Origin of the sequence: Polyangium sp. 15x6, assembly GCF_029960785.1 — a bacterium.
In the GTDB taxonomy this organism is placed as follows: domain Bacteria; phylum Myxococcota_A; class Polyangia; order Polyangiales; family Polyangiaceae; genus Polyangium.
The window spans coordinates 1-13760 of record NZ_JASBQE010000109.1 but is presented as its reverse complement, the minus strand read 5'-3'; the positions used below and the strand labels follow the sequence as shown (position 1 = coordinate 13760).

The following is a 13760-nucleotide window of genomic DNA, read 5'->3' as shown; positions in this document are numbered from 1 at the left end:
AAGGCCAAGAGGTTCCGCGGGAAATCGACGGCCTCTTGATGCGCGCGTCATGGTCGCGCCGGCAAAGGGCTTCATGGGTCACGCTCTCCTGGAGGGTTTGCCCATGCGCCGCATGAAGCCCTTTGCCCGCGTGTCCATCCGCATCGAGGCCCGACCGCGGCGCGCACCGCTCGCCCAAGGCGCGCCACGGTCGGGCTCGAAGGCCTGCTATTCGGCGTCCCCCTGGCGGCTGTAGGCCTCCCGCGCGAGCCGGAGCTTGCGCCGGTCCTCGGCGGAGAGCGTCTTCCCGCCGGGCGACGTCGTCGAGCTCGTCGAGGGTGGCGCGCTGCTCGTCGTTGTCGCCGCTGCTTGCGCGTCCGGGATGGTCTCGCACTGCCCGACGAGCTCGATTCGCACGGGCGGCACCCGGAGGCCTCCGCGGGCTAGCTCGGGACGCTCGGGGTTCCAGAGGAGGAAGACCAGGACCGCGCACGCCGGCCCCAGCACGAGCACGACCAGGGCGGCGAGCTTCGGCGCGGCCGTGGGGCTCGCGGCGAACCAGGGCGCCGCGGGCACGACGGGTGGCGGAGGTGGGAGAGGTGGACGCGGAGGGCCGCCCGGCCCGCCCGGTCCGCCGAATGAGGGCAAGCGGCCCTCTGCCTCCCAGATGGCGCACATCGCGGCGCGGATCTCGGGGTCGATGACGAGCGTTCCGGGAAGCAGGAGTACGCCGCGCCGACGGTCTTGCCTCTCGTCGTGGGCGCGAACCCGTCGCGAGATCTCGGCGCACGTCCGCCAAATGCGGACCTTCACAGCCGACGAGCTAAGACCCTCCCTGCTGGCGATCTCGCTCTCCGTGTACCCGAGCAGCTTGCTTGCGATGATCAAGCGCCGCGTCTGAGGATCGAGCACGTCCACCGCGGCCATCACGGCCAGAGCTTCGGCGGCGCGCTCTTCCACGTCATGCACGGCCGCGAGCTCGTCCGGGGCCTCGGAGCCTCGCCTGGATGCGGCCTTCGCGGCGCGGTAACGCAGGCGAGCGGCCACGCGCGCCGCGAGTTTGAACAGCGCGATCCGAGCCTCGCGCGCGTTCGCTGGGATCTGCTCGGGGTTCGTCCCGACCTCGATCCATACCTCCTGCGCGGCGTCGGCCACATCGCGCTCGGGCAGGTGAAGCAGACGGAACCACCGCGGCAGAATCGCGGCGTACGCCTGGTAGAGTTCCAGGAAGGGAGAGGAGGACCGGACGTGCTGGGGTGTCACATCCCCTATTAGGAGGGCTCGAAGGCGTTTGGTTACAGGCCTCGGACGATTTTTCCGGACACAGGGGGGCCGCGCCTCCCCCGCGACACCATGGGCTCTCCGCTGCCGTACCAACCGCAAGCCAAACCGACGAGCCGCCAACCATTGAAGCGTACTCTATTCACGAAACGGCATGGAACCCCGCGCAAAATATTCACGGCGTGTCTAGATGGCACGGACTGCGAACTCCCGAGGAAGAGCATACCCTTTGACTTGGCAGCCGGACGTCATCACGAGCGCGCGGGCCGCGCGCTCTCCTTCCCCGGCTCAATGAGGAGAGGTGCGCCATGCGCTCCGACTCGGATTGGCTCGATCTCTTTCGCGTCGTCTTCGCCCGTATCCTCTTCACCGTGACCATCGAGGTCATGCGGCGGATCGCCTCCGCGCTGCTCCAGGTGCTCCGCCGCGGCTTGCGATCCGGCCCCTGCGGTCGCTCGGGGCGGCGGTGCCCTACTTCGGCCACTTCCCCCCATGCCTTGGGTGCAGCACCGCGAGGCCCGTCGGCGAGGAGGCGGCGCCGCCTCCGTCCGCGGCTCGGAACTCGCACGGCATGGCGGTGGTCGTCCTCGATGCTGCGCCTCCGGATCTGCGCGCGGTGCCAGCGGTGCCGCTGATCTGCGATTCCTCCTCGCGGGTTCGCGCGAGTCCTCGTGAGGCTTCCGCCCTGGCAGATTCGCGCGAGCCTGCGACGACCCCAGCGCCATGCCCACGTGGACGCGGTCCGCCCGCGCCTTTTCCCAAGGGGCGGGGGTCATTCCTTCCCGGGTTTGGGAGGCTTGAATGCCTCGTGCGGCTCCATGTAGAAGCCAAGATCGGCGCTCCCCTCGAATTCAAGCCGCCCGCCGGTGTCGTTCGTGATGGTCCGAAGAAAGACCGGCGCTAGCCAGATCGCCCCAATGATCGCCTGCATCGAGTCCGCGCCGACCCCCCGATTCCGGAAGACCTGGCCTTTCTTGGGCCCAAGGATCTCGATGGGCGCGCGCCAGGTCTCGCCGGTCTCGTCGAGCTCGGGCCTACCGATCCGGACGATGACCTTTTTGGGGCGCCGGCCTCGCGGTGAATAGAAGTCTAGTTGCCTTTCGGCGATTACTTCTTGCATCCGTTCTTTGACCTATCCGGGCACTTCGCCATGCAGGCAGCCAGCCGCCTCATAGCCTGATCAAAGCATGCTGGCTGGTTCTTTTTGGGCAATCGTCGACAATCCGCTTCGTCTCGATCGTATTGCTCGGCGCATCGGTCCTCGCATCGTCCCGTGACGCTCGACGGGGGGCAATCGCTCCCCGTTGCGGCCGCCTCCGGCGACGCGAAAAGTACCGTTACGAGAAAGACGACGGCCCCAAGACTCGCGGTCCGTTACATGACCCCTCCACTCGGGGGACGTTACCTGCGCCGATCCCGCTCGTCCACTTTGGCGCCGTCCCGAGCTCTCGCCTGGCGGTTCCGTTCGCAGTGATGACTACGACCGGGCTCACCTTGCCCGCAGAGCCGGACGCTTTCGCCGCGCGCGAGGTACGGGGGGAAGCTGCAGCGGTTCGTTGGGCGGAGAGTCCGGCCGGCGTCCGTATCGCTGGAAGGCCAGCAGGAGCAGAACCACGACGATCTGCGCGGCAAAGAGCCCAATCTTGTCCATGTCGCACGTGTGCCACGTAGAGCGGCCGTACAAACACTGTAATCTGGCAAGTCCTGACAAGTCCCTCACACGTGAGCTAGCCCCTTGGCCTCGGCTCCGATAATGAAGCTCTCCGCTCACCAGCCGCCAACTCGCACGCTCCACCTGCGATTCTTGGTCTCCACGCGTGCAGGATGAACCATCTCACGCAATCGGCGCTCCGATGGCTCGCACAGCCGCCCAGACGCTCATCCACTCGCGCGCCGATGAACCCCTCGCCAGCCGAGTGAACCAACTGCCCGCGCTCCGACGCCCTCTCCCCTGCCGAGGCAATCACCCACCCACCCTCCGAAGCCCCCATCGGCTCCCCAGGCGCCCACCCGCCCACGCGCCGACGTGCCTCTCCCCTGCCGAGGTGCCTGCCCGCCCGCCCTCCGCCCCCTCCTCGGCTCCCGAGTCCCCCACCTGCCCGCCCTCCGACGCCCTTCTCCCCTGCCGAGTTCGTGCTCCCCCTACGCCACCTCACTCTTCAGCCTTTTTCGTATGCCACGATGCCGATGTTATGGACGGACATTCCCCCGTCCCGGGAGGAGACCTCATGGCCGACGAGTACATCGATTACATGGAGTGCGCCGAGTATGCCGATCACCTCTACACCGAGGGCCAGAAGCTCGTCGGCGCCTCGCCGCTGGTGGATGTCTCGGGCCTGCTCTCTTACGTGAAAGCCGCAGCGGACGCCGTCAGCGCCGAGCTCTCGAAACAGACGCTCACCACGAGCGCCGCGCGTGGCGGCCGCGCGGACGTCGAGGCCCAGGCGGAAGCCGGGCGCAAGCAGGTCGCGCGATTCTTCAAATACCTCGGCACGCTCGCCGACGACGTCCCCCATGACAAACAGGCCTTCTTCCCGGGAGGCAAACAAGGCGACGTCAAAAAGCTCAAGCCCGCCGACGTGCAAAAGAAGCTCGCGAAGGTGCTCGCCGGCTTCGATGCGGACGCGAACGCGAATCTCCCGGAAGCTGCCGAGTGGAAGGCACGGCTCGTGAAGGCCGAGACGGAGCTCGGCGCGGCGATCGAGCAAAAGACCTCGACGGTCGGGACGAAGATCATCCACACCGCGGAGCTCGTCGCCGCGAGGCAGGCCTTCCTCAAGGCATACACGAACGTCGCCAAGCCCCTCGTCCGTGGCCTCCTGGCGAAGCTCGGGCGCGAGGACGAGTTCTCGGTTTACTTCAAGGACACGACGGTGGTGGAGCGGAAGCCCCGGAAGAAAGGGGCCGACGAAACCGTGGCCCCCTCCTGATTCGTCTTGACATGGGCGCGGTGGTTTGACCCCGCCGCCCCCTTCCCTACTTGCCCGCCTGCTCCTGCACGAACTTCGCGAGCAGCGCCCGGTCCTTCTCGGAGAGCTTCTCCTTGAACGCCGGCATGTGGCCTTCGAGCTTCGGATCCATCGCGCCCTTCGGGTAGGTCGCGCCGCTGCCCGGATCGTCGATCTGCGCGAGGATCCACGGCACCGAGGCCCAGCCGCGCAGCTCCGGCGCGAGCGAATCCTCGTCGTCCGTCTTGCCGTCGAACCGGTGGCAGCTCGTGCATCGTTGCCCCACGAGCTTCTCGCCCGGCATGCCCTCGCCCTTCTTCCCTTGCGCTTGCGCCGCGAGGAAGTCCGCGATCGCGTCGAGGTCCGCCGGGTTCATCGCCGTGAACGCCTTCGCCGCCTCCGGATCCGCGGGCGGCTTCGTCATGCTCGGCATCTCGCCCTTGAACGCGGTCTTGCCGAACATCATGTCGTGATCCGGCTCCTCCATCACCCGCTTCGCCCACGCCTTCGTGCCGAAGCCCGTGAGATCCGGCGCCGTGTCCTTGTCCTTCGGCGGCCCCAGATCACCCATGCGATGGCAGCTCGCGCAGTGCTGCTCGAACAGCGCCACGCGCCGCGTCTCCGGGTGGTTGCGCAGCATCGCCAGCGCGCCCTCCGGCGGCACGCCTTCCTCGGCCAGCTTGCGCGCCTTGTCGCCTTGCGCCTCGGCCTTCGCCACCGCCTTCGCGAACTCCGCGTCGGCCGCGTCCGTGCGGATCGAGGCGAACGTCAACACGCCGAGCGCGGCCCCGAACAGGCCCACCGGCACGAGCAGCGGCAGCCGCTTCATCACGCCGCGATCGGCCTTCTTGTCGAGGAGCGGCAGGACGAACAGGTAGCCGGCCACGAGCCCCGGGATCACCACCGTCGCGATCAGCTCGAGCTTGCCCGGGAAGGGCTTTCGCATCTCGTAGAGCGCGAGGAAGTACCACTCGGGCCGCGCCGGATAATCGCTCGTCGGATCCGCCGGCGCGTCGAGCGGCGCGCCGTGCCGCAGGTACGTGAGCGCCCCGATCACGCCGAGCACGAGGACCGCCACGATCACGTCGCGCGCCGCCTGCGTCGGGAAGTACCGATCCGACTTCACCGCGTCCGCGGGCGTCGCGAGCGCCGGCCCATGCTTGCGCGAGAGCCAGAGGTGCGTCGCCGCGATCGAGCCGAGCAGGAACGGCAAGACCACCGTGTGCAGCGTGAACAGACGCGACAGCGTCATGTGCCCCGGCGTGCCTCCGCCGAGGAGGAGCTGCTGCAGCACGCCGCCGACCACCGGCACCGTGCCGATGATCCCCGTCTCGACTCGCAGGCCCCAGAAGCCACGTTGATCCCAGCGCAGGGGATTGCCCGTCAGCGCCGCGACCACGACGAGCCCCACCATCGCGAGCGCGAGCCAGTACGTGAGCTCGCGCGGCTTGCGGTACGCCCCGCGCACGATCGCGTAGCCCACGTGGATCACCGCGAGCACGATCGCCGCCTGCGCGCCGAACTGGTGCAGCCCCCGCACGACCCAGCCCGCCGGCACCTTCTGCTGCAGGTACGCGACGCTCGCCCACGCGGTCGTCGCGCTCGGCGAGTACACGGTCATGAGCAGGATGCCCGTCACCGCTTCGAGCAGGAGCACGATCCCGAGCGCCGCGCCCCACGCGTACGCGAAGCGCGCTCCGCCGGGGACGGTCGCATCGACGAGCTTCCGGGTGATCGCCCGGTAGCCCGTCCGTTCGTCGAGCCAATCGCCGAGCTTCACCCGACCTCCTTACGCTCCGCGATCCCCTGGCGGAAGAGCTTGAAGTCCACCTCGACGTGACCTTCCACGACGCGCACGCCGAGCGGATCCATCCCGCGCGGGCTCGGCCCTGCCTCCGCCGCGCCCGCGAGCGAGAACCTCGACGTGTGGCACGGGCACGAAAAACTCTTCTTGTCGCCGTTCAGATCGATCGAGCAGCCGAGGTGCGGACAAACCGCGCTGAGCGCCGTCACCGCGTCGCCCTTCTTCGTCAACCAGATCGAGCCGAGCTGTTGATCCTTCGTCACCGTGTACGCGTCACGCTCGTCGCCGACGACCACGACGCGCCGCGGCTCGCCCTCGGTCAGATCGGCGAGACGACAAACGCGCATCCACCGCGCCGCGCCCGCGCCGCCTTCGGACGACGGGGCCAGCATGGTCACGGCCGGAACGACGATCGCGCCCGCGTACGCCGCGCCGCCCAGCGCGACGAGCACCTTCAACGCGCCGCGACGGCCGCCGTCCACGCGCGAAGGTTCCTCGGGACGCTCGGCCCGCGGCGGCTCGACGCCGAGGTCGTTTTGCATTGGCTCCGCCATCTCGTAGGCTCTCCCTCCGCCGCGACCGCGCGCGGCTGGTTGAGGATACCCGAGGGGGAGGTCACTTGACGCAGAACAGGAGCACGTCCCGCGTCGTCTTGCGCAGGCTTTTGCCCCTCGCCTTGCCCCTCGTCACGTCCGTGGCGTGCCGAACCACGCCCCCCAAAACCCCGACGTGTAACCCTCAAGACCTCTCCGGCTGCATCATCGAAGAGGTGGACGTCCTGGGCAACGAAGAGATCCCCGACTCCGCCATCAAGGACAGCATCGCCACCGCGGAGAGCGCGCACCCTCTGGGCGGTGTCCTGCAGGGCATCCCCATCGCCGGCTTGAGCGACGTCCTCGCCGTCGAGTACGAGCGCTTCGACCGGTTCGTCCTCGAGCGCGACCTCGCCCGCATCGAGCGCTACTACCGCACCCGCGGGTTTTACGAGGCGCACGTCGAGGCCGGCCGGGTCATGCGCCGCAAGTCCGACGGCAAGATCCGCATCGAGATCGTCGTTCACGAGGGCAAACCCGTGAAGCTCCGGAAGGTCGACCTCGCCTGGGTCGACTGGCGCATGCCCGACGCCGCCGACGTCACGCGCCCCGTCACCGAGGCGAAAAACGAGCTCCCCCTCGGCGAACGTTTCGAAGAGGACAGCTACGAGGCCACGAAGAAGGCCATCACCCGCGCCCTCACCGACCTCGGCTTCCCCTATGCGAACGTCCGGGGCGACGCCAAGGTCGACCTCGTCGCCCACACCGCCGACGTCACGTACACGATCGAGCTCGGACCCCGCGCCACCTTCGGCGACATCCGGATCGAGGGCCTCGGCGAGCTGCCCGAGAAGCCGATCCGCGCCGCCCTCGGCTTCCACAAAGGCGAGCGCTTCTCCACCAAGACCCTCGCCTCCGCCGAGCGCGCCCTCGCCGACTTCGGCATCTTCGGCGCCATCGACGTCCGCCCCGAGCTCCCCCCGCCGGACAAACCCCGCACGAGCGTCGTGCCCATCACGATCGTCGTCCAGCCCGCCGCGCTGCGCGCCGTCAAGCTCGGCTTCGGCGCCGAGGCCGGCGGGCGCGTCGAGGCGCACGGCATGGCGAGCTGGGAAGACCGAAACTTCCTCGGCGGCCTGCGCCGCTTCGCCATCGAGGCGCGCCCCGGCCTCGTGTTCTACCCGAACGCCCTCTACAACCTCTTCCTCGCGCGCCCGAGCTACATCCTCCCCGAGATCCGCCTGCGCTTCGAGCTCCGCCAGCCCGGCGTCTTCGAGCCGCGCACGCAGGCCATCCTCCGCGGCGCGGCGAACATCTACCGCCCGCTCAACATCATCACGGCGCCCGCGCCGGGCACCCCCGAGGCGAAGGAGCCGGCCCTCGGCTACCGCGAGGCCGCCGTCACGCTCGGCCTCGAGCGCCGCTTCTCCGACTTCACCCACTACCTCGGGCAGTTCATCCACGTGCAGTACGACGACCCGTTCCTGTACTGGCACGACGCCGTGCCCAAGGGTTTTACCAGGCTCGTCTTCACGTACCTGGAGACCGTCGGCACGCTCGATTTCCGTCAGAACGACCGCGGCGAGACCGACCGCGTCACGCCGCGGCGCGGCGTCTACCTCAACCTCAACGCCCAGCTCGCGGGGTATTTCCTGCCCGGCGACGCCGACGACGTCCGCCTGCGCCCCGAGTTCCGGGCCTACGTGCCCGTCGCCAAGCGCGTCACGCTCGCCTTCCGCCTGGCCGGCGGCTTCCTCATCCCGCGCTCGGACGACTTCAAGCAGACGCTCGAGATCCTCGGCCCCAAAGCCCGCGAGGGGAAGCGGCCCGACGAGAACGACGACGGCATCGTCGACGGAACGAACGTCTCGCTCGACGACCTCCGCCGATCCCTGCAGCTCCTGCAATTCCGCGGCTTCTACAGCGGCGGCCCCAACTCGAACCGGGGCTACGTCTACAACGGCGTCGGCATGCACGCGAGCGTGCCCCTGCGCGACACCGCGCGCGGGGCCGTGCCTCCGTGGGCGCCGACGGGCGGCCTCACGCTCTGGGAGTCCGCGCTCGAGGTGCGCCTCTCGTTCACCGACAACCTCGGCGCGATCCTCTTCCTCGACGCGAGCGACGTCCGGCCGGGCCTCGGGGAGCTCGCGCTCAACCGCCCGCACCTGTCCGCGGGCCTGGGCGTCCGGTATGCGACGCCGGTCGGCCCCGTCCGCGTGGACGTCGGCTACCGCGTCCCGTGCGCCCAGCAGATCGGCGTCTGCGACGAGACCGAGCTCAGCTACGACGTCGGTTTGTTCGGATACACGGGCGGATTCCCGATCGTGACCACGATCGCGATCGGCGAGGCTTTCTGAAGCAAGCCCCCTCTCCCGGCGGGAGAGGGGTTGGGAGGTGAGGGGCTATCCCTCTTCTTCTTCGACGCTCCACGTGGCGAGCGCCGTGATCCCGATGGCCGTCGCGCATTGCGCGCAGAGCGGCGGCTCTTCGTAGCGGACCTCGTCTCCGCGGGTCCACACGTACAGCCCTCGACCGGCCGGCTCTCCCTCGATGAGCTCCGAGCAGGCGTCGCACCGGAGCTCGCCCGCGTCCTCCGGCGTCACGCGCGCCTTGAGCGCCACGTCGGCCAGCGAATCGATGGCCATGGAAAAAACCATGTTTTGCGGTTGCTCCATCTGCCTCCCTCGGTCCGGCGACCGCCCGAATCTAGCTCAGGCTCTCGTCGGACGCACGTGCTCCGGAACGAGGGGGGGTGGACCAGGCGATTCCTGATGGGAATCGAGGGAATCGCGGAACTTGCGTGATCAGGCCTCGGCCTGGGCTTCTGCCTCGGGCGCAGCTTTCTTCGCCTTTTCCTTCTTCGTCGCGCCTTCGAGGCAGCTCTCGAGGAGGATCTCGGCGACATCGAGCTGACGCACGCTTTCTTCCTTCCCGTGCGCCTTGAGCCCGTCGGTGATCATCGTCTGGCAGAACGGGCACGCGGTCGCGATCGTCTTCGCCTCCGTCTGCAGGAGCTGGAGCGTGCGCTTCACGTTCACGCGGTCCTTGTTCTGCTCCTCCATCCAGAACTGCGCGCCGCCCGCGCCGCAGCACAGGCCCTTGTTCCGGTTCCAGCCCTCCGCCTCGACGAGCTCCACGCCCGGGATGCTCTTCAGGATGTCACGCGGCTGCTCGTACACGTCGTTGTAGCGGCCGAGGTAGCAGGAGTCGTGGAAGACGACCTTGCCCTTCACCGGGTTCTTCGGCGAAAGCTTCCGCTCCGCCACGAGCCCGAGCAGGAAGTCGGTGTGATGCACGACTTCGAACTTCGCCCCGAAGTCCGGGTATTCGTTCAGGATCGTGTTGAAGCAGTGCGGGCAGGCCGTGATGATCTTCTTCACGCCGCCCTGGTCCTTGTAGCCCTTCAGCGTGGCCACGTTCTGCTCGGCCAGCATCGCGAACAGGTACTCGTTGCCCGCGCGCCGCGCCGGGTCGCCCGTGCAGGTCTCCTCCTGCCCGAGGATCGCGAAGTCCACGCCCGCCGCCGTGAGCAGCCGCGCCGTCGCCCGCGCGATCTTCTTCGCCCGGTCGTCGTAGCTCGCCGCGCAGCCGACCCAGTAGAGGACCTCGGCCTTGGGGTTGTCCGACATCATCGGCACGTCGAGCCCCTCGGCCCAGTTCGCGCGATCCATGCGGGCGAGGTTCCAGGGGTTGCCGTTCACCTCCATCGCCTGGAACGGACCGTTGAGCTGCGCCGGGAACTCGCCCTTCACGAGCACGAGGTGCCGCCGCATCTCCACGATCTTGTCGACGTAGCTGATCATCACGGGACACTGCTCCTCGCAGGCCCGGCACGTCGTGCAGGCCCAGAGCACGTCCGGGTGGATCACGTTCGCCACGAGATCCTTGCTCGCGTCCGCGGCCGCGCCGTCCGCCTGGGCCTGCAGGCCCTCCGGCTCGGAGCGATAGGGGCCGACCTCGCCGTTGTCGTCGGTCGTCGCCTCGGGCCGCGGCAGCGCCGCGCCCACCCGATCGGCCTCGTGCTTCAGCGCGATGAGCTCGCTGTCGTGGTCGTACAGGTGGTCGCGCAGGTTGAGCGTGAACTGCTTCGGCGAGAGGAGCTTGCCCGTCTTGTGCGCGGGGCAGTTGTCGGAGCAACGCCCGCACTCCGTGCAGGTGTAGAAGTCGAGGATCGCCTTCCAGGTGAAGTCCTGGATCTTGTTCACGCCGACGGGCTCGGCCTTCGCGGGCTCCTCGGCCATCTTCATGACCATCTCGCCGATCGCCTCCGCGCTCGGCGCCATGAGCGGCAGGCGCCCGCGCGGCTCGACGTTGCGGAAGAAGACGTTGAAGACGGCCGTGATGACGTGGAAATGCTTCGAGTACGGAAGGATGTTCGCGAAGATCAGGACGAGCGAGGCGTGCGTCCAGAAGCCGATCTTGGCGATCACGAGCAAGGTGTCGCGCGGCACGCCGGCGAGCAGGGTCGCGAAGAGCGAGCCGGCCGGCGAGGGGAACGGCGCCCAGCCGAGCGCGTGCGTCGGCGCGGGCCCGAGCGGGGCCACGACCTTGCGGACGGCGTCGCAGTACCCGGGCTCGAGGTTCCTGCCCGTACAGCCCGCGAGGCCCTTGTGGTGCAGGACCATGGAGGCGCCGTCGTAGATCATGTCCGCGAGCATCATCGTCATGATGATGCCGAGGATCAGGATCGCCTCGCCCGACTTCGTCATGCGGGGGTCGACCTTGATCACGCGGAAGTACAGGAAGACGAGCGCGCCGACGATGACGAGCGACGCGATGACGTCCTTCAGGAACTCGTAGGCGTGCCCGAGGGGCAGGCCGAGGAAGCCCTCGGGCCCGAGGATGAAGAGGTTGAACGACGGGTCGAACCCGCGGCCCCAGAGGATGATCGACCGGGCCAGGAGCACCACGAAGCCCAGGAAGATGAGCATGTGGGCCGCGCCGGCGAGCCGGTAGTAATGCATCTTCTTCTGGGCGAGCGCGTAGATCGCCGTGCCCTTCACGCGCTCCGGAACGTCATCGAAGCGATCTTCCGGCCGCCCGACCTGGAGCAACGACCACCGGCGGCCTGCGCTGTACGCGAAGGCCCCGGCCAGGCCGAAGATCATGAGAAACATCATGAGCGGATTCATGGCGCGCGTTCTCCCGGGGAAACGGACCCTGTTGTAGGTGGCCGAATGGCCGCGCGTCAACCCGAGCGATGCCGCGCGTCAAACGAAATGCGGCGCGTGATCGCGCGCCCGCATCAAAGTGTGAACTCGAACGATTTCTCTTCCGTGCCCGCGCCCGGCGCGAGCTCGACGACCATGCTGAACGGCCGCTGCCCGACGCGCGCGCCGAGGCGCACCCGCACCGGCGCGGCCGCGCCGTTGAGCTTGTCGAGGCGGATCACCACGCGGTAGCGCCCGCGCTTCGGCTCCCCCTCGGCCAGGTAGACGTTCTCCACGTTCTGGCCCTGGCACTCGTTCTCGGACTGCGGGCAATCGCGGTCCTTCACGAGGCCCGTCGAGGTCGGCTCCCCGACCCGCGCGAGCTCGCCGCCGACATCGTAGACGTTGAGGTCCACGTCCGCCTCCACGGCCTCCCACGCGATCGCGAACTGCAAGATCCCCGTGTGCAGGCCGCAGCCCTCGTCGATGACGCCGTTGCAGTTGTCGTCGCGGGCGTCGAAGCACGTCTCGATGCCCGTCGGCACGCACGCGGTCTCGAGCACCACGCCCTCGCTCGCCTTCACATCGACGACCTTGAGCGCGTCCTTCGCCGGCGGCGCAGGCACCTCGATGCACGCCGGCGCCGCGAACAGAAGCGCGAGCGCGGCGAGGCCATGCCGGACGGTCAAAACGTGCCTGCGCATGAGACGCCGAGGCCGCCGAGCGGCCCGCAGGCAAACGAGCGGATGCCCGCGCCTTTCTGCGCCGTGGGCAGTGCTTCGTCCTTGGGCTTCGCGGGCTCGTCCGGCGCCGCGAAGATCGTCAGCACGATGCCTCCGGCGCCGAGCACGAGCGCGCTGATGCCGAGGCCTACGCTGAGATCACGCATCGTGTTCGCGTCGCGCCCGTCCGCCGCGATGACCTGACGATCGAGCTGGCAGAACGTGGCGTCCCCGCGGCTGCAGTTCGTCCCGTACATCTTCTCGTGGATCTGGATGTCACGCGCGACGTTGTTGCGCAGGTGGATCGACGCGAGGCCCGCGCCGAGCGTGCCGAGCCCGAGCCCCGCGCCCACGCCCGTCGCCACGAGCCCGATCAGGCGCTGCTGCGGGATCCAGTTCTTCTTCGCGGGCGGCGGCGGGGGCGGCGGCGGAGGCGGCGGCGGCGCTTCTTTTTTGACCTCTTTCGGATCGATCGAGAGCTCGAGGGGCTTGCCGCCTTCGAGCTCGATCTCCTGCACCTCGTCCTCGTGATCCGGCGCGCTCACGACGATCTTGTGCTTGCCGGGCGAGAGCCACAACGGCTTTGCGAGCGGCAGATTCGCGGCCGGCTGATCGTCGACCGCGAGCTTCGCGCCGGGCACCTTCGACGTCACGTTGAGCACGCCGATGTGCACCATCGCCTTCGCGAGCTGCTCCTTCACGTCGGCCTTGTCCTCGTCGGACAGGGGCGCGACGTCCGAGACGAGCGCGGCTTCCATGGCCTCGGCCGCGGGCATCCACTTCTCGAGCGCGAGCAGCGAGTAGCCGATCATGCGGACGATCTGCGCGCTCGGGTAGAGCGCCTTCGCCTGCTCGAAGAGGTTCAGCGCCTTGTCGAACTGGCCCGCGCGATAGGCGACGAGCCCCTCCGACGCGGCCTGGCGCGCGAGCTGGATCTGAGCCTGCGACGTCTGCGCATCGGCCGCGTGCGAGAGCGGTGGCGCGGCGAGACCAACGAAGGCGACGAAGGCAAAGGCGAGCGAACGCCGGCAGAGCTCGTTCATCAGAACTTGATGTTACCGACCTTCGGCGCGACGGTACTAGAAGCCTTCGGTTTTACGGTGCCGGTCTTCGTCGTCGCCGTGGTGGCGGCCACCGCGCCGGCCGTGGACTTGGCCGTGGCCGTCGTCGTGGGCGCCGCCGTGGCCGCGGCCGCGGGTTCGGCCGTGGCCGCAGGTTCGATCTCGAGATCGTCGGGCTCGGCCGTCGCCGCAGGCTCGGCCGTCGGCGCGGCCGTGGCCGCCGGCTCGGTCGTGGGCGCGGGAGGCGGCGCGACCGGCGGCGGCGCGGGTTCGGCCGTCGGC

At 68.8% G+C, this 13760-nt stretch carries 11 protein-coding genes; 2 read left to right on the top strand and 9 right to left on the bottom strand.

Features of this window, described 5'->3' with window-relative positions; genetic code table 11:
• Positions 1-207 precede the first annotated feature (207 nt).
• On the bottom strand, positions 208-1242 hold the full coding sequence (locus QHF83_RS44560) for a sigma-70 family RNA polymerase sigma factor (protein WP_282424209.1): 1035 nt from the start codon (positions 1240-1242) through the stop codon (positions 208-210).
• Positions 1243-2032: 790 nt separating this feature from the next.
• The gene (locus tag QHF83_RS44555) at positions 2033-2380 is read right to left on the bottom strand and encodes a hypothetical protein (protein ID WP_282424208.1); all 348 of its coding nucleotides are present in this window, start codon (positions 2378-2380) and stop codon (positions 2033-2035) included.
• Positions 2381-3488: 1108 nt separating this feature from the next.
• On the opposite strand from QHF83_RS44555, the gene QHF83_RS44550 reads away from it, so the two are divergent.
• Entirely contained in the window at positions 3489-4190 is a 702-nt protein-coding gene (locus QHF83_RS44550; RefSeq protein WP_282424207.1) for a hypothetical protein, read from the top strand.
• Between the two features lie 46 nt (positions 4191-4236).
• Here the strand turns inward: QHF83_RS44550 and QHF83_RS44545 are convergent, their stop codons facing one another.
• Positions 4237-5988 carry a cytochrome b N-terminal domain-containing protein gene (locus QHF83_RS44545; protein WP_282424206.1) on the bottom strand — a complete coding sequence of 584 codons (1752 nt, stop codon included), beginning with the start codon at positions 5986-5988 and terminating at the stop codon, positions 4237-4239.
• A complete protein-coding gene (locus tag QHF83_RS44540; RefSeq protein WP_282424205.1) occupies positions 5985-6554 on the bottom strand; it encodes a Rieske 2Fe-2S domain-containing protein in 570 nt (189 codons plus the stop codon). Before QHF83_RS44540 ends, QHF83_RS44545 begins: the two co-directional genes overlap by 4 nt.
• Before the next feature lie 77 nt (positions 6555-6631).
• On the opposite strand from QHF83_RS44540, the gene QHF83_RS44535 reads away from it, so the two are divergent.
• Positions 6632-8902, top strand: a complete 2271-nt coding sequence (locus QHF83_RS44535) for a POTRA domain-containing protein (protein ID WP_282424204.1) — start codon at positions 6632-6634, stop codon at positions 8900-8902.
• A gap of 45 nt (positions 8903-8947) precedes the next feature.
• Here the strand turns inward: QHF83_RS44535 and QHF83_RS44530 are convergent, their stop codons facing one another.
• The 5 genes from QHF83_RS44530 to QHF83_RS44510 all read right to left on the bottom strand — a co-directional run.
• Positions 8948-9190 (bottom strand): hypothetical protein, encoded by a 243-nt coding sequence (locus tag QHF83_RS44530; RefSeq protein WP_272425797.1) that lies wholly within the window; start codon positions 9188-9190, stop codon positions 8948-8950.
• A gap of 159 nt (positions 9191-9349) precedes the next feature.
• Complete coding sequence (locus tag QHF83_RS44525; RefSeq protein WP_282424203.1) at positions 9350-11677, bottom strand: (Fe-S)-binding protein; 2328 nt, start codon at positions 11675-11677, stop codon at positions 9350-9352.
• Between the two features lie 113 nt (positions 11678-11790).
• Positions 11791-12399 carry a hypothetical protein gene (locus tag QHF83_RS44520; RefSeq protein ID WP_282424202.1) on the bottom strand — a complete coding sequence of 203 codons (609 nt, stop codon included), beginning with the start codon at positions 12397-12399 and terminating at the stop codon, positions 11791-11793.
• Positions 12381-13460, bottom strand: a complete 1080-nt coding sequence (locus QHF83_RS44515) for a tetratricopeptide repeat protein (protein WP_282424201.1) — start codon at positions 13458-13460, stop codon at positions 12381-12383. Before QHF83_RS44515 ends, QHF83_RS44520 begins: the two co-directional genes overlap by 19 nt.
• A partial coding sequence (locus QHF83_RS44510) for a hypothetical protein (RefSeq protein ID WP_282424200.1) occupies positions 13460-13760 on the bottom strand: 301 nt, incomplete at its 5' end. The genes QHF83_RS44510 and QHF83_RS44515, both read right to left, overlap by 1 nt.